General features: G+C 53.6%; 18 protein-coding genes and 1 pseudogene. 11 read left to right on the plus strand and 8 right to left on the minus strand.

Annotated elements, in window-relative coordinates; all coding sequences use genetic code 11:
• Positions 1-449 precede the first annotated feature (449 nt).
• Entirely contained in the window at positions 450-1,532 is a 1,083-nt protein-coding gene (locus tag K5E40_RS09655; RefSeq protein WP_221730525.1) for a hypothetical protein, read from the minus strand.
• Between the two features lie 179 nt (positions 1,533-1,711).
• Between K5E40_RS09655 and K5E40_RS09660 the strand changes: the two genes are divergently transcribed.
• The 9 genes from K5E40_RS09660 (at position 1,712) to K5E40_RS09700 (ending at position 12,658) form a co-directional block, all read left to right on the plus strand.
• Positions 1,712-3,070, plus strand: a complete 1,359-nt coding sequence (locus tag K5E40_RS09660) for a hypothetical protein (protein ID WP_221730526.1) — start codon at positions 1,712-1,714, stop codon at positions 3,068-3,070.
• Between the two features lie 49 nt (positions 3,071-3,119).
• The gene (locus K5E40_RS09665) at positions 3,120-3,326 is read left to right on the plus strand and encodes an AlpA family transcriptional regulator (RefSeq protein ID WP_221730527.1); all 207 of its coding nucleotides are present in this window, start codon (positions 3,120-3,122) and stop codon (positions 3,324-3,326) included.
• Positions 3,327-3,688: 362 nt separating this feature from the next.
• Complete coding sequence (locus K5E40_RS09670; protein WP_221730528.1) at positions 3,689-4,654, plus strand: inovirus-type Gp2 protein; 966 nt, start codon at positions 3,689-3,691, stop codon at positions 4,652-4,654.
• Between the two features lie 103 nt (positions 4,655-4,757).
• On the plus strand, positions 4,758-5,081 hold the full coding sequence (locus K5E40_RS09675; protein ID WP_221730529.1) for a hypothetical protein: 324 nt from the start codon (positions 4,758-4,760) through the stop codon (positions 5,079-5,081).
• A 1,242-nt stretch (positions 5,082-6,323) separates the two neighbouring features.
• Positions 6,324-7,409, plus strand: a complete 1,086-nt coding sequence (locus tag K5E40_RS09680; RefSeq protein WP_221730530.1) for a DNA adenine methylase — start codon at positions 6,324-6,326, stop codon at positions 7,407-7,409.
• Positions 7,406-9,634, plus strand: a complete 2,229-nt coding sequence (locus K5E40_RS09685) for an Eco57I restriction-modification methylase domain-containing protein (protein WP_221730531.1) — start codon at positions 7,406-7,408, stop codon at positions 9,632-9,634. The genes K5E40_RS09680 and K5E40_RS09685 overlap by 4 nt, the downstream gene beginning before the upstream one ends.
• Positions 9,627-10,220, plus strand: coding sequence for a hypothetical protein (locus K5E40_RS09690; protein WP_221730532.1), 594 nt, complete (start codon positions 9,627-9,629; stop codon positions 10,218-10,220). The genes K5E40_RS09685 and K5E40_RS09690 overlap by 8 nt, the downstream gene beginning before the upstream one ends.
• Positions 10,221-10,446: 226 nt before the next feature.
• A complete protein-coding gene (locus K5E40_RS09695; RefSeq protein ID WP_409339131.1) occupies positions 10,447-11,346 on the plus strand; it encodes an AAA family ATPase in 900 nt (299 codons plus the stop codon).
• Between the two features lie 4 nt (positions 11,347-11,350).
• Positions 11,351-12,658, plus strand: a complete 1,308-nt coding sequence (locus tag K5E40_RS09700; protein ID WP_221730534.1) for an McrC family protein — start codon at positions 11,351-11,353, stop codon at positions 12,656-12,658.
• A 391-nt stretch (positions 12,659-13,049) separates the two neighbouring features.
• Here K5E40_RS09700 and ppx read toward each other — a convergent pair whose 3' ends face one another.
• The 7 genes and pseudogenes from ppx to K5E40_RS09735 form a co-directional block, all read right to left on the minus strand.
• A complete protein-coding gene (ppx, locus tag K5E40_RS09705) occupies positions 13,050-14,552 on the minus strand; it encodes an exopolyphosphatase (RefSeq protein ID WP_221730535.1) in 1,503 nt (500 codons plus the stop codon).
• A gap of 2 nt (positions 14,553-14,554) precedes the next feature.
• Positions 14,555-15,025: pseudogene (locus K5E40_RS09710) on the minus strand (5-methylcytosine restriction system specificity protein McrC); the annotation flags it as partial.
• Between the two features lie 716 nt (positions 15,026-15,741).
• Positions 15,742-16,239, minus strand: a complete 498-nt coding sequence (locus tag K5E40_RS09715; RefSeq protein ID WP_221730536.1) for a JAB domain-containing protein — start codon at positions 16,237-16,239, stop codon at positions 15,742-15,744.
• Positions 16,211-17,212 (minus strand): hydrolase or metal-binding protein, encoded by a 1,002-nt coding sequence (locus K5E40_RS09720; protein ID WP_221730537.1) that lies wholly within the window; start codon positions 17,210-17,212, stop codon positions 16,211-16,213. The genes K5E40_RS09715 and K5E40_RS09720 overlap by 29 nt, the downstream gene beginning before the upstream one ends.
• Positions 17,213-17,290: 78 nt before the next feature.
• Complete coding sequence (locus tag K5E40_RS09725) at positions 17,291-18,295, minus strand: YqaJ viral recombinase family protein (protein ID WP_221730538.1); 1,005 nt, start codon at positions 18,293-18,295, stop codon at positions 17,291-17,293.
• 81 nt (positions 18,296-18,376) lie between these two features.
• Positions 18,377-19,345, minus strand: a complete 969-nt coding sequence (locus tag K5E40_RS09730; protein WP_221730539.1) for a DUF932 domain-containing protein — start codon at positions 19,343-19,345, stop codon at positions 18,377-18,379.
• 77 nt (positions 19,346-19,422) lie between these two features.
• The gene (locus K5E40_RS09735; RefSeq protein ID WP_221730540.1) at positions 19,423-19,752 is read right to left on the minus strand and encodes a hypothetical protein; all 330 of its coding nucleotides are present in this window, start codon (positions 19,750-19,752) and stop codon (positions 19,423-19,425) included.
• A gap of 484 nt (positions 19,753-20,236) precedes the next feature.
• Here K5E40_RS09735 and K5E40_RS09740 point away from each other — a divergent pair, with 484 nt between their 5' ends.
• Positions 20,237-21,508, plus strand: coding sequence for a hypothetical protein (locus tag K5E40_RS09740; protein ID WP_221730541.1), 1,272 nt, complete (start codon positions 20,237-20,239; stop codon positions 21,506-21,508).
• An 83-nt stretch (positions 21,509-21,591) separates the two neighbouring features.
• Positions 21,592-22,227: a hypothetical protein gene (locus K5E40_RS09745; RefSeq protein WP_221730542.1), complete on the plus strand. Its 636-nt coding sequence runs from the start codon at positions 21,592-21,594 to the stop codon at positions 22,225-22,227.
• Positions 22,228-22,465: the final 238 nt, after the last annotated feature.

Below are 22,465 nucleotides of genomic sequence, written 5' to 3' on the forward strand. Positions count from 1 at the left end.
CCAGAGCCGAATAACTAAGCTGCACTAGTGAGCCTGTGATGAGCTATTGAAGCTGTGCTGAGGTTTGATCGGCAGAACACCGCAGAAGCGTTGCTGGGAAATCGTAAAAACTGGCTTGAATCAATGTGAATTCAAGATCCCCAGATGCGACAAAGCCCGCACGGGGCGGGCTTTGTCGTTGAGAGTTGGTGGGCCGGGGTAATCTGAACTGAATATTTAAGTTATTGATTTATAATAAAAATATTCGGTTAATTGATTGGGTGGAATACCATTTGGAATGCCTTCAGCTGAGATTCGTCAGAAGGGGCTTTCTATGGATGGTGCTGGCAGCGGCCACGGTAATTGTTGAACTGAGGTATCAGGGGAGGAGAGGCGCTTGCGGATGACCCTGCCGTTTTCTTGTCCATACCTCACTGAGGTCGCCCTATGTCTGCCTCAAGATGAATAGCTTAGTTGTCCTCTTCGAGCTTTCTCTGAGGTCCTCGGATAACGGTGCGCTTCTTTCTTTGAAGCGTGACTTTGTTAGATCTAATGGTTATATCAGCGGAGGAGCAGCCTGGCAGGTTTTGTGGCGCTGATCGAGACTCAAGGTCGGTCGCATTTTTTTCAAGGGAGACAGAATTCTTCTCTTCTGAAAGCTCCTTTGGGCTTAGACCAGTGTGATTAGTCGTTCCCGGACCATGAGGCTTAGCTACGAGCACAAGGCTGGATTCCGAATGATCTTCTGGCAGTGGCAGGCGCTCCGAGTCAATCCTAAACGTATCTTCAGTTGAGCTTGATTGATTGCCTGGCGAAGAATTATTCGAGCAAGGCGGGCCCTCCGTTGCTGCCTCTTTTAGTGCCAGTATGGAGTCGCCTACTGGTATGGCGTGATTAAAGAGCTCGCTGTGGAGTAGGGTGCTCTGGCCTTTTACGATTGCTTCGGCATCGACCATTATCTGCTTGCACCGCTTGTCGATCCTGCGTTGCTGATCCTGGGTGACGGGTTCTGTTGAACGCGCGACATCTTGCAGCAGAGCCTCAAGTCGACAAAACGATCCCACGCTGTTCTTCAATAAGTCCATTAGGGTCTTATTGGCCTGCTTGTGTTTGTTGATTTCTTCTTTGCAGGCTGACAGCTGCGCTTTGTGCCGATCGGTTACCTGCTTAACCTCTTTTTTCAGGTCCGTCTGGGCTTGCGATTTGTCAGAGATCAAAGTGGTAAGCAAGCTGGTCTCGTTGGTTCGGTTTCTCCTAGCCAGTGACGAAAGCTCTTTTTTGACCCCAGTTTCGAGTTTGAAGGTGCAGGCCTTTCGACCCTTTTCCGGAGACCTGTACTTCTTCTGTCTCCAGGCATTCTTCATTTTACCAAGCAGGCCTTGGCCGGCTTCTGACTCTTCTAGGCTTTTGCCCACGCCGAGTAGGTATTCGTGCGTTGAAGCTCTGCGCTGTGGGTCGATGCGGCTTTTTCCCTGAAGGTACTCGTGGGCCCACCTTTGCTGCAGGTAATCGTTTTTATCGAGCCACTCAAGTCCCAATGACCTTTGGCGCATTGTCCTGACCCTCAGATTTCGGTTTTAGCACCGTTCCGGCATCGTACATCTAATTATCGTTATTCGTAACGTATTAATACCGTTATGCGTTGCGTTATGCATAACGAAATTATATTTATTACAGCCTGTAAATACTACGATATTATTGATCTCTGTTAACCGGTGACCGGAGGCCGTCGGTGCCTTTACGTGCTTTGCTTTGTGAGATCAAAGGCCTTCAGCCAGAGACCAAGTACTTCCTGGTGCGCTTCATTCAGTGTTTCGGCGTTACTGATCCTGTCTGCCTAGGGGTTAAGGATTTGGCCAATCATGTTGGCGTGACGGACCGCCAGGTTTCGGCGGCTCTGGATGCTTTGGTGGATGCTGCGATTTTGATCCGCTCCTCAATACCCAATGAGAGAGGACGTCCAGTAAGGAGCCATAGAGTCGCCAAGACCTTCCTGGCGGAACTGAATTGTTTGCCGGTGCCGTTGGGCGCGATGCACGAAGCAGCAATTGAACGGCTGATGGTGCATGTGGGGCCTGTTGGAGTTCAGGGCGAGGAGAGGGGGGGATCTCTGTCTCAGCTTCGAGCAAGAAAAAAACGAGGCAGCCTGAACAGGGTGAATCGACTCCTGATGGCCGTGCTGCTATGCGGCGCTGATCGGTTCGGTGTTGTGCGCAATCTCGGGACAGTGCAGATCTGTAAAGCGACAGGGTTGACTAAGGAAATGCTGAGGAACCGGCTCAAGACGCTAATGGATCAAGCCTTGATCCGCAGCTACATACCTGGCTTAAGCAGTCCGGTGCTGGCTGTGAAGCGAAAGAGTGTTTACTACCTCAACCTGAATCATGCGCAGCTAGCTGGGAATGGCCAAGCAACTTCTATTCTGGGGGTTCAGGGCAGAAACATTTACCGCGCCGGGCCAGAGTTGCTGCAAAAAATTCACTTTGTAGTAAACAAAACTAAAAAGGATGCCAAGGTCGTCCACGGTTCAAGCGAAGCTCTAATCGTTAAGATCTTGGCAGGTCAAGGGCCGGAGTTTTATCGTGCATTTCAGGCTCTCCTAGAGGAGTACGCTGCGCAGCTTTTATCTAGGCACTGGCTGAATCTAGCTGAGGGTGGAGCACTGGCGGAGCGAATTGATGACCTGCAGCTACGACAGCAGATCCAACAAGATTTTAGGTTACCGGAAGGCTTGCAAGAGATTGACGATATTGGTGTCAGCGTTGCTCGTGCCAGGTTCAACGAACAACTTTTTAATTTGACGTATGACATCGCCCTATGGATCAAGTCTCTGCTATCCAACGCCTCGAATGTTCCTCTTAGTGAGCTCGATTTCGTAATCTCCCCCCAACATTTTACGCATGCCAATTTTTACCGTGCATTGCTCGCGCTACCGAAGGCAGAGCAAGGTTGGAATGGGTGTCTGGTGATTGACACAAGCGCTCCTAAGGAGCTCGTCCGCAGCGTTGCTGGTGAGCAGGCAATCCCTTTGGAAGAGCTCTATCTCTACGGGTTGCTTTCTAGGCCAGGCAATGGTGAGGTGATTAAGTAATTTTTTACAGACTTTGCGAATCCTCTGAACGTATTACAGGAGCCCGTTCATGAGGATCATCCGTCTGAAAGAAGTCATCAACTCGACCGGTCTGGCACGGTCGACCATCTACAAGTACATCGGGGAAGGCAGCTTCCCCAGACCGGTCTCTCTGGGGGATCGGTGCGTTGCCTGGGTGGAAAGTGAAGTTCACAACTGGATCCGCGCTAGGATTGAGGCACGCGACTTGGCCGAGGGTGAGCCGTGTGACTCGTAGGCATCAGGGGTGAGCTTTGGATGCCTGTTCAAGCAGTCTCAATACGCCATGGCTGGGGCTTCCCCAACCATGGCGCTTTATGCCGCCTCAGCCGGTTGTCGTGGCGACACCTCAGACAACTCCCGCAATAGGCTCATAGCAAAAAGTATCTATAGGCGGGGCAATGTCGCCTTCCATTGTCCCGCTTCCCTGGGCAGTGCCTTGCTTGGTAAAGCTGGTTTTATTGATATAGCTATATAGCTACATCCATATTCAATCCAATCAACAACTCCCTTCCAATAGTCTCAAGCAGAGAGCGTCTCGGCAGTAAAAAAATACTCAGTGAGTACTTGGTGTGCATCCAACGAATCAGGCACTCAACCATGTACTCACCCAGCACTACCACCTACACCCGCGTATCCCAGTCTCAAGCCTCGATCCTGATCGAGCGACTCGTTCAGTCCATTGAGCGTACTGACAGACCTGCCTTCGAGATCATCCAGTCTCCATCGGGATACGAGCGGGTGCAGAAGACCAGGCTCTCCAAATACTTCGACTCCATGCAGCAGATGCTTGATCTCTTCTATGATGATGAAGCCTACGTCTACAGCGAGCACCTGCGAGCCTTCTGGCAAGCCTGTCAGGACATTGGCCTAGAGCGTAGTTCTGCAGGCCTGATCTGCCTGAATGAGCAAGGGACGGGATACTTGGATTGCCACCACGCCATGAACGTGCTGGTCGCTCGAATTCGTCAGATAGTCCGAAGCAAGAAGTTCAAGCGTAAGGAGAATGACCGCCTCTATGAGGCCAGCCAGAAACGGGCCAAGCTTACTGAGTATGTGGGACGAGTGCTGGATCGCTATTCCCGCACGGTTGTGGTACGGGTGGATCTGCACTACCGAGCAATAGCTCGAGCGCGTCTGCTTATCGAGCATGTGTTTGAGGACCTGGATATGCTGGTCCGAGCGAGGGAGCGTAATCCGATCTTCATGCACGAGACGGGCTATATCTGTTCAATTGAGCAAGGAGAGGACAAGGGGTTTCACGTTCATGCTGCCTTCTTCTTCAATGGTGCTGAGGTGCGTAGCGACTTCAACAAAGCGAGGGAGATTGGTGAGTTGTGGGAGCAGGTCAGCCGTGGGCATGGGTACTGCTACCGGTGCAATGATGACAAGGACCGTTACGGCGATGAGGTAGGTATTGGGACGATCCGGCGAGTTGACACTCAGGCGTGCGGCAAGGTTATCAAGGCCATGCACTACCTCACCAAGGACTCTCAGCATCTACGCATCAAGCCGACAGGGGCACGAACCTTTCGCACTGGTCGCATTCGGCGGACAGCTGCTTGAGCGCTATCGATCTGTCGATGGCTATCCCACTTCTGAGGCGAATGTCCTATTTCCTGACTAGCTGATTGCCACTACAGTGGTGCCCTTTTACTAGGAGGGCACCATGGCATCAGTGATTGAAGTCACTCAGGATGTGGTTTACGACCTGTCAGGCGAGAAGGTAACTATCCCGGCAGATTCGATAGTTCAGTCCCCACCTGAGCTGGTGGAGGCTCCCAGATTCAAGGGGGATGGTGAAACCTATGCGACCTTTTTCACCGGGACTACCCAGGCTGGGGATGTCGTATGGCGCGTAACGGCAGATTACGGTTTCACAACTCTAAGCATCGACGCTGTCGAGCTGGTGGAGTGCCCAGAAGTTATCGAGATTATCCAGAGCTTAGCGGTTGAGATCGTTCAAGTCGAATATGAAGACGATGCGTGTTGAGCTGGGCTGGTGGCTGAGTGAATCGCCCCTGGTGTCATGTGTCATCTGCGTTACCCCGAAGTATTCAAATTGAGACGGTCACGTTATGACAGAGGATGGGGGGCTTAAGTGATAGTTCATCACGATATCAACGGCAGCGAGGTAATGGTCCGCTCGAGGATTTCTTGACCGGCCTTTGCGGTAATAGCGAAGACGGCAGTTTTGTATGGCTGTTGGCAAAGATAATGACACGGTGGTCTGCGGTGGATAGGTTGCTAACAGAGATGAATCGCGCGGAACTACACCGCATCGCATTTAGATCCAGTCACGGAGGATTTTCTGCATGCAACCTAAAGGCGCACTATGTGCTGGATGAAGAATCTATAAGCGGTGGATCTGCATACATCCTGTTCGCTTTGGTCGGCAGCACCTGGACACACGTAACCTCAGTGGCGATCAGAACCGATTTGCAACTGCCTCCGTCTGGTTGGCTGGGGAGGTCTGATGTGTCGCATCTCCCAGCAAGAGCTGGAAAGCTATCGCTCGAGTGCTGCTGTGTGAGCTTCGCGCCTGATCGACGCGGTCGACTACAAGCAGTTCATGGTACTGAATACCTCTAACGATTTTATGAAACCACTCAGTCAGTGCTGAGCGCTCACCATTGGATGACTCAATATAGGAAGGTGGTCACTCCGAGTGCGCGGTGTTCAGTTCGTGGCGTCGAGCGCAGCGCTCCCGGATGGCTAGACACCAGTGGACTGATCGCATGGTCGAAAAACCCGGCCACATCGCCACATGATTCGGTTGGAAGACTTACCGAGATACGCATCTGTGGCCCGAGATGCCAATTATCGAGAGGCGCAGGAGCTCGTTGTTTGCGATGGTTTGCTGATCGATTCGCTCACGTCGTCAAAGTGAAGGTAGGGCTACTGCGGTGTCTGTTGGGTTCAAAGACCTTGATGCACATAGAAAAACTACTGTATGCGTGTACAATAACGCAAATGCACAGACAAATACGGGGCTCTCCATGCGATTTACTGACACTAAGAGCGAAACCTTGAATCTCAGAGTCTCCCCTTTATTTAAGCTTGCCTTAAGGGAAGCCGCCGATCACGAGCATCGGAGTATGGTGAACATGCTTGAAGTGTTGCTAGGTGAGTACTGCGAACGTACAGGTGTTTTGCCACCTGGGCAGCAGGCCGATCCAGTGCTCGAAAAGAAAAGAAGTCATGCTAAACGTCGAGCACACGTAGGAGCGGCAGCATGACATTTCGCTACATCGGCTCAAAATCCCGGATTGTCGACCAAATCACCACCTACATTGGCCCCCCAAAAGAAGGGGCTTTTTTTGTGGATGCTTTTTGCGGAACGGGGGCCGTGGCTGAGGCTGCTGCTCAGCTTGGTTGGAATGTGAGGATTAATGACAACCTGAACTCGGCAGTAATCTCTGCGGGGGCGCGACTTATCAGTCGGAACCAGGCGACGTTTAAGGTACTTGGCGGCTACGCAGGCGCCATCGATAAGCTCAACTCAACTAAGCCTTTGCATGGTTTCATGTGGAGCGCTTACAGCCCAGTATCGTTCGACTCCTGTGGCATTGAGCGTAGATACTTCACTGAGGAGAATGCCGCTCGCATTGACGCCATGCGTGCTCTCATCGCTGGATGGCGTGAGGCTGGAAGCATTGACGATGTCGAGGAGCGCTTGTTGATCGCAGATCTTTTTGGGGCCCTGAATCGTGTGGCTAATATTGCGGGTACCTTTGGCTGTTTTCTGTCCAAGTGGACCAAACAGTCTCAAGAGCGCATTGCTATGCGTTGCAGGGACCTTAAAGTCAGCAATGTGCGAGTGCAAGCCACTGTGGGTGATGTGTTCGATGTACCTAACGATCCTGAAGACTTGGTATACCTGGATCCTCCATACACGAAGCGTCAATATGCAAGCTATTACCATATCCTCGAAACGGTAGCACTTGGCGACGAACCCGAAGTGGAGGGTGTTGCTGGTCTGAGACCTTGGAAAGATCGTGCCTCAGATTTTTGCTACAAAACCCGTGCCCTTAAGACGCTCTCTCGCTTAATGACTCACTTAAAAGCGCAGCGAGTACTTTTGTCCTACAGCAGTGAAGGGCACATCTCCATGCAGGATATGAAGCAGGAGCTTTCCATGACCGGTAAGTTCACAATGCATCCCTTGGGTGCCATCGGCCGTTATCGTCCCAATAAAGTGGCAAGTAGAACGGCGTCTGATGTGAACGAATTTTTGATTGTGGCGGAGCGCCCAGATATAGGGCTTGCCAAAACACGCAATAAGACCTCCAGGCAAACCCCTGTGGAGAGCTATGCATGAGTGCGCCGCGTCCGCTTGAAGTTGAGTTCCTGTCGCCAGCAGAAGCAGCTTTGACTAAGGCTGTTAGTGGCCATGGCCCTGGTAGCTTTGAGCTTCGTCTTCAGGTGTTAGAGGCAGCGTCGGCTCGTTTTGGAGGGTTTGATCTAGAAGGATTTCATGAAATCTTTGGCATTCAAAGCAAGATGACAGCAGTCGCGTTGATGGAACTTGCCGCTCCAGTAGCCGCTGCTATTGAATGCTCCCCCATACATCCTGCTTTGGCCCTGAGCGCTCTAGCTCGGGAAGCCCTGCACGAACAGGATCGAAAGAGTACTGGGGCCTATCATACAGACTTCCGTCTTGCCTCTAGGCTCGCACAGCTTGCCTCCTCCAAACTCACTCATGAGAGTCGAGTGATTGATCCGGCCAGTGGAGCAGGGATTCTGTTAGCTGCTTTGACTCATGCAGTGTGTGGTGTAGACCGTGCCAAGGTCGCGCATTGGCTTGCTCACGGAGTGCATGCTGCTGACCTGTCGGCCAACTCCCTTCGTGCAACTCTCCTAAGCCTGGCTTCCTTCACCGACGACTTAGAGTCTCTCAAGTCAATGCGTGCTCGCTGGTACTGTGGAGACAGCTTGATGGCTGATCGTGAGGTTTGGATAACCATGGCTGGCGAAGGCTTTGACGCAGTGATCGGCAATCCGCCCTGGGAGAAAGTAAAGCTCTCACGACACGAGTTTTTGAAGTCTACCGGCACCAAACGGCACTATGGGGCGCAGATTCACGGTCTTGATGAAGAGTTGTTTGCTGTCCAGCGTGATCAGATGGCGAGCTATTCTCAGCGGCTGTTAGCTCGATATCCCGATCTAGGTAATGGAGAGCCTGACCTTTACGTTGCCTTTACGGATCTCTTCTTTGATCTCTGTAAAGAGCAGGGAACTGTGGCTGCTTTAATTCCTGGTGGGTTAATCCGTTCGCAGGGCACTAAGGAAATGCGGCGGAAGATTTTCGATTCGAGTCAAAGCGTTTCGCTTTCGATTATCGATAATCGAGCTCGGTTCTTTGCTATCGACACACGTTTTAAGTTTCTGGCGATGGCGTTGGTGAAGGCGGGATCTGGGAAGGGAAAGCGTGAGCCGATCCAGCTTCTGCATGAGCGTGGAACCACTACTGGCTTGGAAATAACGGGCAAGGCAATTATCGGTCGCGCTGCGTTGGTTGATGTAAGACCAGACCTGAGTTTACCAGAGGTCCGCAGCATTGCTGAGTGGAAGCTTTTTTCCAAAATTTCTGAGGCGGGTTGCTCTTGGGAGGAACCTGTTTACGGCTGGACTCCGAAGTTCTGTCGCGAGGTCGATATGACTAAAGAACGGCCAAAGTTTTTGGGATATGACGCTCATGGGGCAATGCCATTGGTAGAGGGTCGCATGGTGCAAGCCCATCGTTTTGGTGTAAAAGGGCACGTCTCCGGTACGGGGCGCAGAGCAAAGTGGGAAGCCTTCCCCATCGGGGGCTCGCGACTATCACCTCAGTTTTGGATTCGCTCTTCAGACGTACCACGAGCCAATCAGGGGCGATCTGGTGAACAAAGAGTCGGTTTTTGTGACATTGCAGGGCAGACCAATGAGCGATCACTCATGGCAGCATTAATACCTGCAGGCGTTGTGTGCGGTAACAAGGTCCCTACAATTCTCTTCCCTGATGATCCTTCCGAAGAGCGCCTTTTAGTATGGGCAGCAATTGCAAACAGTTTCGCTTTTGATTGGATGCTCAGAAGAGTGCTCACCACGACGGTGAATTACTTCCTTTTGCAAAGTGTTCCTCTGCCAAAACTCACCAAAGGCGGCCTGCCTTGGAAAAAGCTCGTGAGTGCTGCACGCGAGTTGCAGAAACTCGATAACGCGGGAGCAGCACGTGAGATTTATGAACGTATGGTGCAATTGCGCAGTGATATTGATGCCGAAATAGCTATGGCTTACGGACTTGATTTGAAGGACATGGAGCTTGTATTCCAAGATTTTCCGTTACTGGATCGAGGGCAAGCATCTTTGCCGGGCGAGTGGAAATCTACAATTACCCGAGACAGCGTTTTAGCTGCGGTGGCAAGAAGGATCGGAGACCGGTCTATAGATTGGCAGCAGCGTACTGTGAATGCACGTGCGTTGGGGGCTATGGCCTATGTGCCTTCAGAGCTAGCCCTCAGCGGCACAGAAATCGAAGAAGAAGGAACTCAGCTACATGGCTAACCAAGCAGGGCAAGTTGCTCGTATTCTCTACAAGGAGATTGTAGAAGGGGATTTGCGAAAGATTCAGGCTACGGCCAACGATTCAGACTCCGGTGGTGGGGCAAGGGATTTCCGATTTCGCTCCTACGACACACTTTTACCTGTGATTAGGCAGATGTTCCCCCAGACTGTCCAAGAAAATCGCAGGCGGAAGAAACAGCAAGTGCAGATCGATATTTTCAAAGGGGAGTTCTTTTGGTCTGACGCCAATGGCAATGTTGTCCGGAAGGATTCTTATATGGAGCCCCCGACAGACGCCAGACCTGGGGAGGGTCGAATAGCACGTATTCACGAGTATGGATGCTTCGATGCCAGTAAGGTAAAGATTGGTGTTGGTAATAGGGTCTTGCTGCTGCTAATCCAGCTAGACGATGGGTCTGTGTGGCCGCACTACGCTGAGGAGAGGTCGTTGCGAACACCAAATGTTTGGCATTCTGTAGTCGCCAAGGAGCTTTTAGATTGCCTTGATGCCGCTCGTCCATCCAATCAGGTCGTTCTCGGGTACCGTGATTTCACTAATGCCGGTAGGTTCTGCAATGGCAAGTGATTACTGCAAAGAGGCATTGAAGTTGTTGGCCCGCTCCCGGAATGTGTTGATCTCAGGCCCGCCAGGTACAGGTAAGTCGAGGTTGCTTGCTGAGGTTGCTTTAGCCTTTGAGTCGGCTTTCGGAATTGCTCCCGCAGGAGGGGCGCCGAAGCTTAATCGCTCGGGGGGCGTCCCGATCCCACCCGCTGCGGGCGAGGATGCTAAGGACGTTCCTGCTCCCACCAAGATGAGCCGTAGGGTATTTCGTACAGTATTTCATCAAAGCTCAAAGTACCGAGATTTCGTGTCAGGGATCACCCCTGCGGTGAACAAAAAGGCTGGAGAGCCTGACTTTGCCATCGTTAAAGGGACGCTGTATCGGGCTAGTGAGCATGCTAAAACCGCCAACGGTGCGTCCCTGCTGATTATTGATGAAATTAATCGTGGGCCCGCTGTGCAGGTCTTCGGCGGTTCCATCGTGGCTATTGAGTCCGATAAACGCCTAGCACCTGATGGGGGGAAACGTGCGGAGACTCAGTATTTTGAAATGCTCGATCCTGTCAGCGGCGATGTGATTGAGTATGGCTTGCCGCATGACCTTTATATCCTAGCGGCAATGAACCAAGCAGACGCCTCAGTGGAGCCTTTGGATGTTGCGTTTTTGAGACGTTGGGAACCGCTCCGTTTGGAGCCGCGTGAGCAGACCCTTCGCGATTTTTATGAGCTTGGGGCTAAGGGAGCTAACCCCTTGCCTGACGCCCCTGCCTCGGTAGCAGATGTCTTGGAGGCTTCTGTGCGCGCTTGGATGGCAGTCAATGAGCAAATTGCTCTGGGCCGAGGTTCCGAGTTCCAAATTGGACATGGAATGCTTATGTCTGATGTGAAGCTGCAAACCTTGAGTCTCCCGGAGGCATTAGGAGCTCTATGCGTGGGCTGGGCCAAGGCGCGGGCGCATGTAGAAGAGGTTTTCTTCGGAGACATCCGGGGTATTGCAGCTACTCTCAATGCATTAGATGGACCGGCCTATAACCCTTTTAAGTTAACCGAGACCACCTTTGCAGATGATCTTCGGTTTAGAGTTCAGGGTCCCGCGAATTTCTCTCAGGGCGACATATATGCCGCCCTGAGAGCCTTTGCTAGAGAGTAGTTTTGTGGCATATGTCCGAACACGGCTATCGCTTGTCGAATATGGCTCACCTATCGATTTGAGTCATGCTATTGGCGTGGCCATCGGAGCTGACCGCGCCAAGGCAAACGGGCTTTTGATTGATGCTGGCAATCGTGCCGCATCAAGTCTCGGTCTCAACTATAACCCTATAAGTGTCGATGCGCAGGGCGCTCGGGCTATAGACTTTGCGGGTCTAATTAGACTGGCTCCGTCACTTGAACTGGAAGTGGCTCCCAAATTTCTAGGACTTGATGATTTCGATGCGACCTGGAGAGAAGACTTCTTTTTCCTTTCCACGCTTTCATTACATGGAAGGCTCTTGGCGTCCGAGCGCTTAGCTGCATCTGGTGGGGCCCCGAGGGATCTATCCACTTTGGTAGCTCGTTCGATGACAAGCATGTATGAGGCCAGAAAGCGTAGGCCTTTGCGTACTTATCGCAGAGTAAGGGAGGCAGAATTCTTTCTCGATGGGGATCCAGACCCTGTGGATCTCATTTTTCCCTCGCCTGATGGATTCGAGCAAGAGCTAGTTCGTTTTGATCGACATAATGGTTGGAATTCAGATATTACAGCTGCTGCTAGAGCGCTTCTGACGGAGGTAAGCGACCCTTCGGTTGTCGGTAGTTTGGTGCGACTTATTGAAGATTTGGCTCCTCAAAAACATACATCTGCCGGACGGAGAAGACCCATTCCTGCTAGGCACAGGGCATGGAGACCATTGCACGAGCTATCTGTTGATGTGCTCGGTGGGCTTGGCCTAAATTACAATCAAGGACAGGCGCATGCGCCAGGATATGTAGTTGCCACTTGGCGAGTTTGGGAAGACCTCTTGACGGTAGCATTGCGTCTCGGCTTTGGGCGAGCGGCCGTTGTACCTCAAAAGGGTTTTACGCTAGGCAGCAAGACTAAAGTAAGTACGGGAGAGACGCGTATGCTATCCGTGTTTCCAGACTGCGTGATCGAGTCGGATGGTACCCGGCCTCGAATGCTTTTAGATGCCAAGTACAAAGGGCATGCTGAGAAAGGGCGGCTTAGGATCTCTGAAGCGGACATTTACGAGTCTTTGGCTTTTGCAAAGGCTGCGACTTGCAACCGAGTGGTACTCGCTTACCCTGCACTTCCAAGTAGCAAGCTCCATGCTGTTGGTACCTGCGCGACTTTTGAAACGATACAGATAGATGCCGTTCAAATCGTTGGCGTTCAGATCGAAAGCCGGCACATCTCTAAAACCGGCGGCCTGAAAGAGTTTGCGTTGAACTTGGCAAAAGGGGTGTCCGAAGCTTTCAGCTAGATCAAGTTAATGCAGGTTAGCTGATCATCTAAAGCGCCAGCATTTCGACGCGACCTAACCTGAAAACCTGGTTCCCTTTATTTCAGTATCCGGTGACCGCTTGTACGAGATCGACAACCCTGGCCTTTTTTATTGTGCTGAAAGCAAATCCAGAGCAAAGAAAAGCCCGCCATGGTAGCGGGGGCCAAAAAACCAAAAAGGAGCTAGTGCATTTTACGCGTATTACATGGCAGCATGTGAAAAACTCGTGAATGCACTAAATGCAAAGGCTCGGCACTAAGGGATCAAACTCTTTGTACGCTAAAACAAGCGTCGCATAGCAAAAATGGCGATCCCTGTGGATCGCCATTTTTGTCTGGTGCTATACATTCACGAGACCACAGCGGCGATGTTAGCGCACGCTCAGTACGATTTCGCCCCGGGTGAGCCATTGCGATTCGATGGCGAAGTCGGCTTGGGTCAGCTGGTTGTCGTCTAGCCAATTTTCCGGAAACAGCACATCGAGGCTGGCGCCCATGGCATGCAGCACCACCTTAGGCATTTGCTGGGTGCCGCGGATGTGATGGAACAGGATCGCGAAGCGCAGCAGTACGCACAGGCGAATCAGCTTGATGCCGTCATCGCCGAAGTCGGCGAACTTGTCCTTGGGGATGTTGCGGCGATGGCCGCGAACCAGCAGTGCAAGCATCAGCTGGTCTTCTCGGGAGAAACCGGCGAGGTCGGAGTGCTCGATCAGGTAGGCACCGTGCTTGTGGTACTGGTAGTGGGCGATGTCCAAGCCCACTTCATGGACCTTGGCCGCCCAGCCCAGCAGTTCGCGCCAGACGCCATCTTCCAGATCCCAGTCCTTAGCCACTTGATCGAAGGCATGCAGGGCCTTGCGCTCAACTCGCGCCGCCTGTTCCAGGTCGACGTGGTAGCGCTCCATTAACGAGGTCAGAGTACGTTCGCGCACGTCCTCGTGATGATGGCGGCCCAGCAGGTCATAGAGCACGCCTTCACGCAGCGCGCCTTCGCAATGATCCATGCGCTTGAGTTCTAGGGAATCGAAGATCGCTTCGAGAATCGCCAGGCCTGCGGGGAAAATCGCCCGGCGATCCGGCTTGATGCCTTCGAAGTCGATCTTCTCGACATCGCCCAGCTTCATCAACTTGCGCTTGAGCCAGGCCAGGCCTTCGGCGTTGACCTCGCCGGAACCATGGCCGCCGGCCTTGAGGGCCAGGCCGATGGCGCGGATGGTACCCGAGGAGCCGATGGCTTCATCCCAGGTCAGGCGGTGCAGGGCGTGTTCGATGCTCATGATCTCCAGCCGCGCCGCGGTGTACGCCTGGGCGTAGCGGGCCGGGGTGATCTTGCCGTCCTTGAAATAGCGCTGGGTGTAGCTGACGCAGCCCATCTGCAGGCTTTCGCGCAGCAGCGGCTCGAAGCGCTGGCCGATGATGAATTCGGTACTGCCGCCGCCGATGTCCGCCACCAGGCGCTTGCCCGGGGTGTCGGCGAGGGTATGGGACACGCCGAGATAAATCAGGCGCGCCTCTTCACGGCCGGAGATGACCTCCACCGGGTGGCCCAGGATTTCTTCGGCGCGGCGGATGAATTCCGCACGGTTGCGGGCTTCGCGCAGGGCGTTGGTGCCGACGATCCGCACGGAGCCGGTGGGCATGCCGTTGATTAGCTGGGCAAAGCGCTTGAGACAGTCGAGCCCGCGCTGCATCGACTCTTCGTTGAGCTTGCGCTCATCGTCGATGCCGGCGGCCAGCTGAACCTTCTCCCCGAGACGCTCGAGAATACGGATTTCGCCGTTCTGGGCCTTGGCCACGACCATGTGAAAGCTGTTGGAGCCCAGGTCTATTGCGGCGATCAGGGACAGGTTCTTGTCTTGGGATTGCGGCATGGTCAGGGGGTCTCGGTCGATAACTTCAACATCGTGCCACGATCAAAGGCTGCCGCCAACGCGCTAGGTTTAATACAGATGACCTGGGCAAGTGTTTGATCAGAGGGTAGTAGCAGAGCTTTTGAGGTTAGACAAAACGGGAGAACCCAAAAATTGAGGTTTTTTGTCTTGGAAAAATTAAACACTGGTAACGGATGTGTAAAAATTTCGGTTTTCGGGTATATCAAGATCACATCCCCGCGGCCGTTGAGGTAGTTTTGTCCATATGCGTTCAGCTGATAGAAGTCAGCTTGCGCCAGTCCATATTTGTCGGTGGCGTTGGCCTTCGTGGCCTCGATCAACTTCCATTTCGTATCCAGCACCAGCCGGGTAGTTGCCGACTCCTGAGCGAGTAAATCAGGCTTCAGTCGGAGCCAATTTTGCCCATGATGCTTGACTAGTGAAAAACTGCGAGCCTGTGTTTTCAGGTGGAACTGAGCTGCTAGTGATGAGTACTAGCCGTGGGTATTCGAATAGCTCAGCTTGGAATCGCTCGCTTTGTCGCCAGTGTCTTTGCGTGAGAATACGCCGAACTTAAACGATGAGCCGCCCCAGATGCTTCCCTGCTCATCCAATCGCGATTCAATCCAGTAATTTAAACTATTCTTCTACCCAGCTTGAGAGTATTCGTCCAGCGTCATCATCGCCAACCGCTCCCGAGGCCTATCCTTCACGAACTCGCCCCACAGGGCATATTTATGTTGGAAGTCGCTCATGCGTCAGATTCCTTGGCAGCGGTGAACAGCACGGATTCAGCGGCGAAGCCTATCAAAACAATGAAGAGATAGTTACTGACGCTGTTGGGGGAGGCGGCGTCGGTCCCCACTCCAACCGAAACCAAGACTGCCATCCCACAAAAAATTGATTGTTGACTCAAGAAGATGACTCGTCCTGCGAAGGACCGAAGCCTTCCTTCCAGTTCGCTGAGATTCAGGTAATAGCACGGCTTTTATGGGAGCGATCAAGCGTTTGACATCACCTACAGGTAACTGAAATGCAGCAGACATATCCTTTGGAAGTATTTGTTCCATTTCACCTCATTGCAGCGCAGTTAACACAAAAAAAGATTCATGAACTGCTGGCCCCATGTGCCAATGACCACCCCAGCCTTAGCCAAGGGTAGTCAGTCGCACAGGATTAAGCTCTTCGTTTAATGGCAACCTTGGTCGGCAAGTGATATGCAGCCTTCACGGCCCATCACTACATGATCCAATGTCTGGGCGCCAATCATGTTGAGAGCATTCTTGAGGATCGTGGTCAGTGCGCAATCGGCGCGGCTGGGCTCGGCATGGCTAGACGGACGGTTGTGCACTAGGATCACGGCCGCTGCGTTATGCTCCAAGGATATCTTGACCGCCTCCCGAGGTGATACGCAGGCAACTTCCAGTGCGCCCCTGAATAGCTCTTTGAAGCCGATAACCCGGTGCTCTGTATCGAGCAGTAGCAAAGCAAAGACTTCGTAATCATGGAATTGCAGCAGGGTTTTTAGGTGACTGAAGACGAGTCTACGCTCATTCAACGCCCGTCCTTTGGACAGACGATACATCGCGAGTTGTTGAGCCATCTGCAGGATGTCGGCTTCGGTGACCGGTGATTCCATGACATAAGTTCCGGTCTCTTCACCGGCTCTGAGCTTGGGATATTTCATGGGGACTCTCCTGAACTGGAAGACCTTGGTCATGTTGGAAGTTTGAATAGTGGGCGCGAGCGGAGTGGTCACTGCCGCTTTGGAAAGATTTAGATTCCAGCTTTTGTGCCAGGGAGGTTTTGGCTGGGCCCGCTGTTTTGGGTGCTGCTTCTTCCTTGCCGGGCTGATCTTCAGCTGCGGGGAAAAACTCCTCGACGATGGCGCCGGTGTCCTCCTCATTGTCTTCAAAGGCGCCGTTGTTAAAGCCCTGTCGTGCCGCGCGATCCAAGGCGGTCTGGTCAAAGCCAGAGACTTGTCGGGTTTCGTCAAGCTGCATGGCTTCCAGCAAGGCGTCTTCCATGCTCAAGCCACTGCGCACGGTGATGTCCACGTAGAAGATTGGCGTGCCATGGCTTTGGCGGGTGGACTTACCGCGCAGGCGTAGCTCCAGTGGCAGGCAGGCCAGGCGGTTGCCGGAGATGGCCTGGAAATACTGCAGGCGTGCCGCCAGAGTGCGAATGCTGTTAAAACCGGTGGTACGGAAGACAAAACTGCCTAGCGGATCATCGTCACCAATTACCACGTTCAGCCGGCCGTAAGGCTTGCAGGCATTGCCTTGGGCCAGTGAGCAGCCATCCGGTGAAGGGCAGGGCAACGACTGGATGCCGTCCTTGGTCAAACGCTTGCAGGTCTCACCATTGCCGACGCACACCGGCCGGCCGGTGTTACGGTCGAACAGACTGTAGTCAGCCCGAAAGTTGAGGTCCGGCTCGTTGAACAACAAACGGATCGGAATGCTGCGCAGCTTGCCGTCCTGGCCATTGCGCAGTTCCTCATTGAGCGGGTGCAGCAGCCAGCCGTCGCGGCTCTGTACCTGCGAAGTAATAGTGAACTGATCATCTTTCTCCGGCAGACGTTTGCCGTTTTTCTCGACGACCTTGCCGATGGAAATACGCCCGAGTACAGGAGGGGTAATGGCTAAACCTTTGAGCATGGCGGTTATCCTTGATCTGGAAATAAAAAAGCCACCGGGACGTGATCGGTCCGGGTGGCTTATGTACGGTGGGTAGAGTCAGGCGATCAGGAAACGACGACTGCCTGTTTTGATCTTGGGGTATCGGGCCTGCAGGTAGGGTTTATCCTTGAGCATCTGTTCGACATCGAGCATGGTGCTGTCTTTGGACTTCTTCCAGCTGATGTAGCCCTCGGTAAACTCCGCGCGGGTGGCGACGCCCATGGCCTGCTGCAAGACTTGTTTGAGCTGCGCCTCACGCGTCTCTTGCTGACCAATGCTCTGGCGAACAGCCTTGAGCTCCAGGTAGGCGCTGGTCAGCTCCGGGTGCTGGCTCAAGTCCAGGGTCTGACCGTTGTCCTCGGGGTAGAGGCAGCGTAGTGCGGCTTCCGCTGAGTCCGTACCATCGGCCGGTGGCGGGGTATCACTGACCACGTAATCCCAGAACAGCCGCTCCAGGTCGATCAGCCGAGCAATCATCGACTCGTCTCGTTCGATGCGGTGGATCTCCAGGTGTTGGCCACCCAGCAGTACCACCACATCCGCCGCCTGCTTGCCGGTCACTGCCAACTGGTGCATGACCTGTAACTGCACATACTCAGGCACGCCTTCTTTCCAGAGGCGAGCGCCGTTGATGCCGGCTGTTTTGCATTCAAGGATTTGTACGTCGTCTGCACCGATCACCTCTCGGTCGATGTTGGCCAGCATCCAGGGCAGTTTAGGATCCGGATGCTGCAGCACTGCATTGATACGTCGTACTCGGTTACCGCTACGCTTGCTGTAATGCCAGGCGACGATGGGCTCCAGCACATTGCCCCAGTAAGCTGGACTCTCTTCATCCTGCGGATCGAGCTTGGGTAGTGATTCATCACGGCCAGTTTTCTCCATCCACAGCTCCAACTGTGATTTGTAAGGGTTAAGCCCTACAGCAGCGGCGGCATCCGAGCTGCCGATGCCTTGTTTACGCACAGCCAGCCAGTCTTCTCGGGGAAGTTGTTTGGTCCCCACCAGACGCAAGGCGGGGCGGGGTTTACTGCAGGATTGTTGCAGCGACTGCGTTTCCATGATGTTTTCCTATCCGGCATAAAAAACGCCCGGCCAGCAGGAGCTGACCAGGCGCTTTAATAGTTGAGTAGGTGAGTGGGGCTAGGCGACGAGTTGCAGCGCTGCGTTCAGTGCGCGCTCCTTTAGGACGGCCCCGGCCCCAAACCACGCAGAGTCCATTCGGTATTCGGTACTCCTGGCGCGTCGCTCGTGATCGACATACTCCGTCACCGCGTTGAGCAAGCCCCACGCAGTACCTTGAGCAGATTCAAGCGTCGCTCCACGACCTTGGCCTTCGTACAGGCCTTGGACTTTGCGCAGTGCGCGCTCATTCGGCAGCACTTCCGGCAGTTTGCTATGGGGGGCTACGTCACACAGCACATTCATGAAGAAGCCTATCGCCTCATGCCATTGCACCTTGCGCTCCGCCAGTGCGCGCATGCGGTACATAAATTCATCCCATTGCGAGACGGCGATGCCCAGCTGTTTCTTCACGACCTGCGGATCAAAGCGCGTGTTGTGTGGCACCTTGATTGCGCGGGTAGCGCCGCTCAGGGAGATGGTCAGGGTGTTGTTGCAAACGACACGCACGGTGGTCGGGGTCGCGGTGGTGGCCAGCGTACCGTCACAGGAAGTAGCTAACAGAAGATAGCCATTCACCTGGTCGTTGCCCTTCAGCACGGATGTCTGCCCCGTCTTGGCCAGAGCCCAGAACTTGCGGCCACCTTTGAGTATCCCAGCTGTCTCCAACTCGTAGCCGGAGACCTCAGTCAGATCCCGGTAGAACTCCAGCACCTCACGAGGCTGCACAATCTGGTAGCGGTTGGAAACTACCGACAAGGGGGCCTTGGTATCGGAGCGATACAGCACCTTCTGTTCCGGAAAAGAGTGAATTGTGCCTAGGTTGCCGACAGTGTCGGCCTTGAAGTGAACAGGACTTTCCTGAATCTGCCAGTTCATGCCAGCTTCGCGCTGCCAGACTTCCAGGGGTTGCTTTTGCGTCAGGCAGTTACCCAGACCATGCCAAGGGGTAGCGCCAACGTATGCCATTTGTTCGACGAGATGAGCCATGGGAGTGATTCCTTTGGGAGGGCGCAGGCATAAATGCTGCGCACGCGCAGCACTGGCCGAAGAATGTTGAAAGAAGATTAGGTCGGCAGATTGAAACGGTGACCGCAGATTAAGCAGAGGTTATTTGAGAACACATGGCGATCGAATTTTTCGCCAAGCTGAGCACCGAGGGCGCAGCCGCCTGCACCTCCAGTGAGCCCGCCGAGGATGGCACCAGAAACTGTGCCGAGGGTGATGCCAAGAGGGCCGGCAATAGCGCCGGCAGAGGCGCCCACCTGGCCTGCTGCCAGAGCGGCGCTCGCACCACGAGCGGCTCCGCCGACGGTTCCAACAACTGCGCCAATCTTCATGGCCGTTTGTAAAGATGCGATCTTGGGGGAGTTACACAGAGGACATTGCAATGACATGGTTCTGAGCTCCATGGGGTGGACGTCATGGCAGTGATGTAGGACTGAATTTTTTTTGAGTCGAATCGTAATCGGCCTCCATGACGATTAAGTGCAGCAATCGGCCGATTCTGTTGACAAGTCGGTTTGCTCAAAATGCTCGAATATTGATGGGTGAAAACATCTCTTTCGCACGCTACAACGTGAAATCCGAGATCCGGAGGATCTGCTCAAAGCTAGGGTCTCCATTTCAGGCACGTACTTTTCTGCCGTGAAAACCAAGCCGGATTTTTTTCAATAGAATCGGCCAAAAGTAGTCATGGAATGACTACAAATTTGAGCGCGATTCAAGGCAGGATCCAGGTAGGCCCCTATCAACCGTGGCGGACGAGTCGAAGAGCGCGAGCGACTGATTCGGACCGAGAAAATACCGGCCCAACACCGGCACCGCTGAGCAACCGCCCTACTAACGGAACGAGCTCGAACAGATCAGGAGAACAACTCGATGGACCACACACTTTTCGAGCGCTACTCACCTGCCATCCGCAGGCTCGGCACGGCGGGCGCCAACAGTCCCGAGCTCGTGATTGCAAACACAGGCAGACACATCCTCAGGTACATCCCTTTCGAACACGTCAACGCTGATGCCAAGTTGGTCATCGTGGGCATCACCCCAGGCCCCAACCAGCTGCGATTGGCGTACGGCGAAGTCCAGCGACTAATGGCCGTTGGCATCCCTACTGCAACGCTGCTTCATGAAGTGAAAAAACTTGGTGCATTCGGTGGCAGCGCCATGCGCCCAAACTTGCTGCGCTATCTGCGGCACTTCAAGTTCGACAAGATCCTGCGCATTCCAGATGTAGAGTCCCTGTGGGAAGAAAACGCCGGCTTGTTCCACGGAACCTCGGTCATACCTCACGCGGCCTTTACAACAAAGCCTGAAGGCGGCGAATCCATGTTTGCGGGCTCATTTGCCTACCTGATGGCTTCCCCTTTATTTCGAGAGTGCTTCATGGACTGCTTCGTCTCCACACTCCGCGAAATTAATCCAGACGCCCTGTATATCGGCCTGGGCGATTGCCCCGAAGACGCGTTGCAATGGTGCGTCGATAACGGGTACCTGCACGCCCGGCAGTTTCTGGGTTCTTTCTGCCATCCTTCAACCAGTGGCGGCAGCGCACCGAGTGTGTATATCAGAGATAAAACACTCAGTGACCTGAAGCCAACAGACCCTGTACGTCACAGAGTTGCGAAACTCGATCGGGCCTATGCGCGAATGGCTGGCGCAACTGCGTTGCTTCTGGCCGGCGCTGCGCCAATGTCGGAACCGCCATGCGCCGTCCCTCTACCGGACAGTATCCAAGCTGCCCTTGCCCCACCGCCTCCGGCCAAGCCAGCCCGCAAGACCGTAGCTGTCCCATGCGATGAATTCCCCAAAAAGGTGATCAAGCAGATTGAACAGAGCGGATACGTGCTCGTCAGGGAGAGCAAATACCTCGCAGAGTTTTGCGCTGCCGGCCAGACGGTTTATTTATTGAAAGCAAGGACCCGCATCAACAACATCTGTCTGATGGTTCACCCCAACATCATCAGGGGTCACTTGGTAGATCTGCTGGCGGAAATCGCCGTCAGCACAGGCCATCGACACCACTCAAGCATGTCGAAGTTTCCATCGAAATTGCATAATGTCAAGCAACCCATCACTTATGGCTGGCTTGTGAGCATTGGCGGCCTGGCAGACGTCAGTGCTGTGGTGGAAGGCCTGCTTGAAATTTAACCGGCTACAAGCTGAATTGTCGTTGTCCAAATGAGCCGAAGTTTGCGCTCGGCAGACCCATCAATCTGTTATGGAAGAACACAATGAGCGAACACATCTGCGCGCGTTTCCCTACCCCGAATTTCGACCGACTGCTGGAAACCTTGCCACTCAAAGGCGCGAAGGTATTCAAGACCGGTTCCAGTTCAACTATCTTCGAGATGGGTGACAGTTTGCTGCGGCTTACCCTGCAAGGCAGTGGCCATAACTTCCTGGCGCAACAATCGGCTGCGGGTAACCCAAACGTGGTCAGGGTACTGCACAACTATGGTGCGGTGGCGTTATCGGACACCTACGAGTCTGGCCCTGAGGTAGAGTTCTACTGGCTAGCGCAGGTCGAGTGCCTGGTTGATATTGAAGTGGGCAGCGAGCCTGTTCTTGAGGCTTGGCTTGCGCGATTCGATGAAGAGGGGCAGCCTGGCCCGAGGGACTTACCCGTTGTTGCACAGCAATGTCGTGAACTGGCACGCGCTCATAGGCAGTATGCTGGGTTGATGGAAACGCTGGCGCTGGCGGCGGAGTTTCGGGGGATTGAGTCGATGGACCTGCGGCTGAGTAACTGCATGCGACGGCCTTTGACCGGGGAGTTGGTTTGGACGGATCCGTTAGATGATTGTTTCTACGAACCAGACACCAATGTGGAAATTTCACTGGATGTACTCTTCGCACTTCTCAAATGACGGGTGATCTAATCCATACACACGTTTTCGGGCCACTTCTTGCCAGACCTATGTGACCAGCTTTTTAATGAATTTTGGCTCTTCTCAGTGACCATATGCTCAGCTCCATCTGGCACGCTGAATCTCCCCTGATTTTCTAGTTGCTGCGACAGGGAGCTTAGGGTCGTCATTAGCCGGTCGTGGCAGGCTGAGATCGACCCAAATGGACGGTAGTAAGGGATTGGGCACCAAGCTTTGC

It is taken from the genome of Pseudomonas baetica (genome assembly GCF_019733355.1).
GTDB lineage: Bacteria > Pseudomonadota > Gammaproteobacteria > Pseudomonadales > Pseudomonadaceae > Aquipseudomonas > Aquipseudomonas baetica_A.

What these genes read in the sequence shown, in the direction of transcription:
- K5E40_RS09735 (WP_221730540.1), bottom strand. Translation starts at nt 19,752, where the DNA reads ATGTCATTGCAATGTCCTCTGTGTAACTCCCCCAAGATCGCATCTTTA.
- K5E40_RS09655 (WP_221730525.1), bottom strand. Translation starts at nt 1,532, where the DNA reads ATGCGCCAAAGGTCATTGGGACTTGAGTGGCTCGATAAAAACGATTAC.
- K5E40_RS09715 (WP_221730536.1), bottom strand. Translation starts at nt 16,239, where the DNA reads ATGAAATATCCCAAGCTCAGAGCCGGTGAAGAGACCGGAACTTATGTC.
- K5E40_RS09665 (WP_221730527.1), top strand. Translation starts at nt 3,120, where the DNA reads ATGAGGATCATCCGTCTGAAAGAAGTCATCAACTCGACCGGTCTGGCA.
- K5E40_RS09745 (WP_221730542.1), top strand. Translation starts at nt 21,592, where the DNA reads ATGAGCGAACACATCTGCGCGCGTTTCCCTACCCCGAATTTCGACCGA.
- K5E40_RS09680 (WP_221730530.1), top strand. Translation starts at nt 6,324, where the DNA reads ATGACATTTCGCTACATCGGCTCAAAATCCCGGATTGTCGACCAAATC.
- K5E40_RS09730 (WP_221730539.1), bottom strand. Translation starts at nt 19,345, where the DNA reads ATGGCTCATCTCGTCGAACAAATGGCATACGTTGGCGCTACCCCTTGG.
- K5E40_RS09685 (WP_221730531.1), top strand. Translation starts at nt 7,406, where the DNA reads ATGAGTGCGCCGCGTCCGCTTGAAGTTGAGTTCCTGTCGCCAGCAGAA.
- K5E40_RS09690 (WP_221730532.1), top strand. Translation starts at nt 9,627, where the DNA reads ATGGCTAACCAAGCAGGGCAAGTTGCTCGTATTCTCTACAAGGAGATT.
- ppx (WP_221730535.1), bottom strand. Translation starts at nt 14,552, where the DNA reads ATGCCGCAATCCCAAGACAAGAACCTGTCCCTGATCGCCGCAATAGAC.
- K5E40_RS09670 (WP_221730528.1), top strand. Translation starts at nt 3,689, where the DNA reads ATGTACTCACCCAGCACTACCACCTACACCCGCGTATCCCAGTCTCAA.
- K5E40_RS09740 (WP_221730541.1), top strand. Translation starts at nt 20,237, where the DNA reads ATGGACCACACACTTTTCGAGCGCTACTCACCTGCCATCCGCAGGCTC.
- K5E40_RS09720 (WP_221730537.1), bottom strand. Translation starts at nt 17,212, where the DNA reads ATGCTCAAAGGTTTAGCCATTACCCCTCCTGTACTCGGGCGTATTTCC.
- K5E40_RS09695 (WP_409339131.1), top strand. Translation starts at nt 10,447, where the DNA reads ATGAGCCGTAGGGTATTTCGTACAGTATTTCATCAAAGCTCAAAGTAC.
- K5E40_RS09725 (WP_221730538.1), bottom strand. Translation starts at nt 18,295, where the DNA reads ATGGAAACGCAGTCGCTGCAACAATCCTGCAGTAAACCCCGCCCCGCC.
- K5E40_RS09675 (WP_221730529.1), top strand. Translation starts at nt 4,758, where the DNA reads ATGGCATCAGTGATTGAAGTCACTCAGGATGTGGTTTACGACCTGTCA.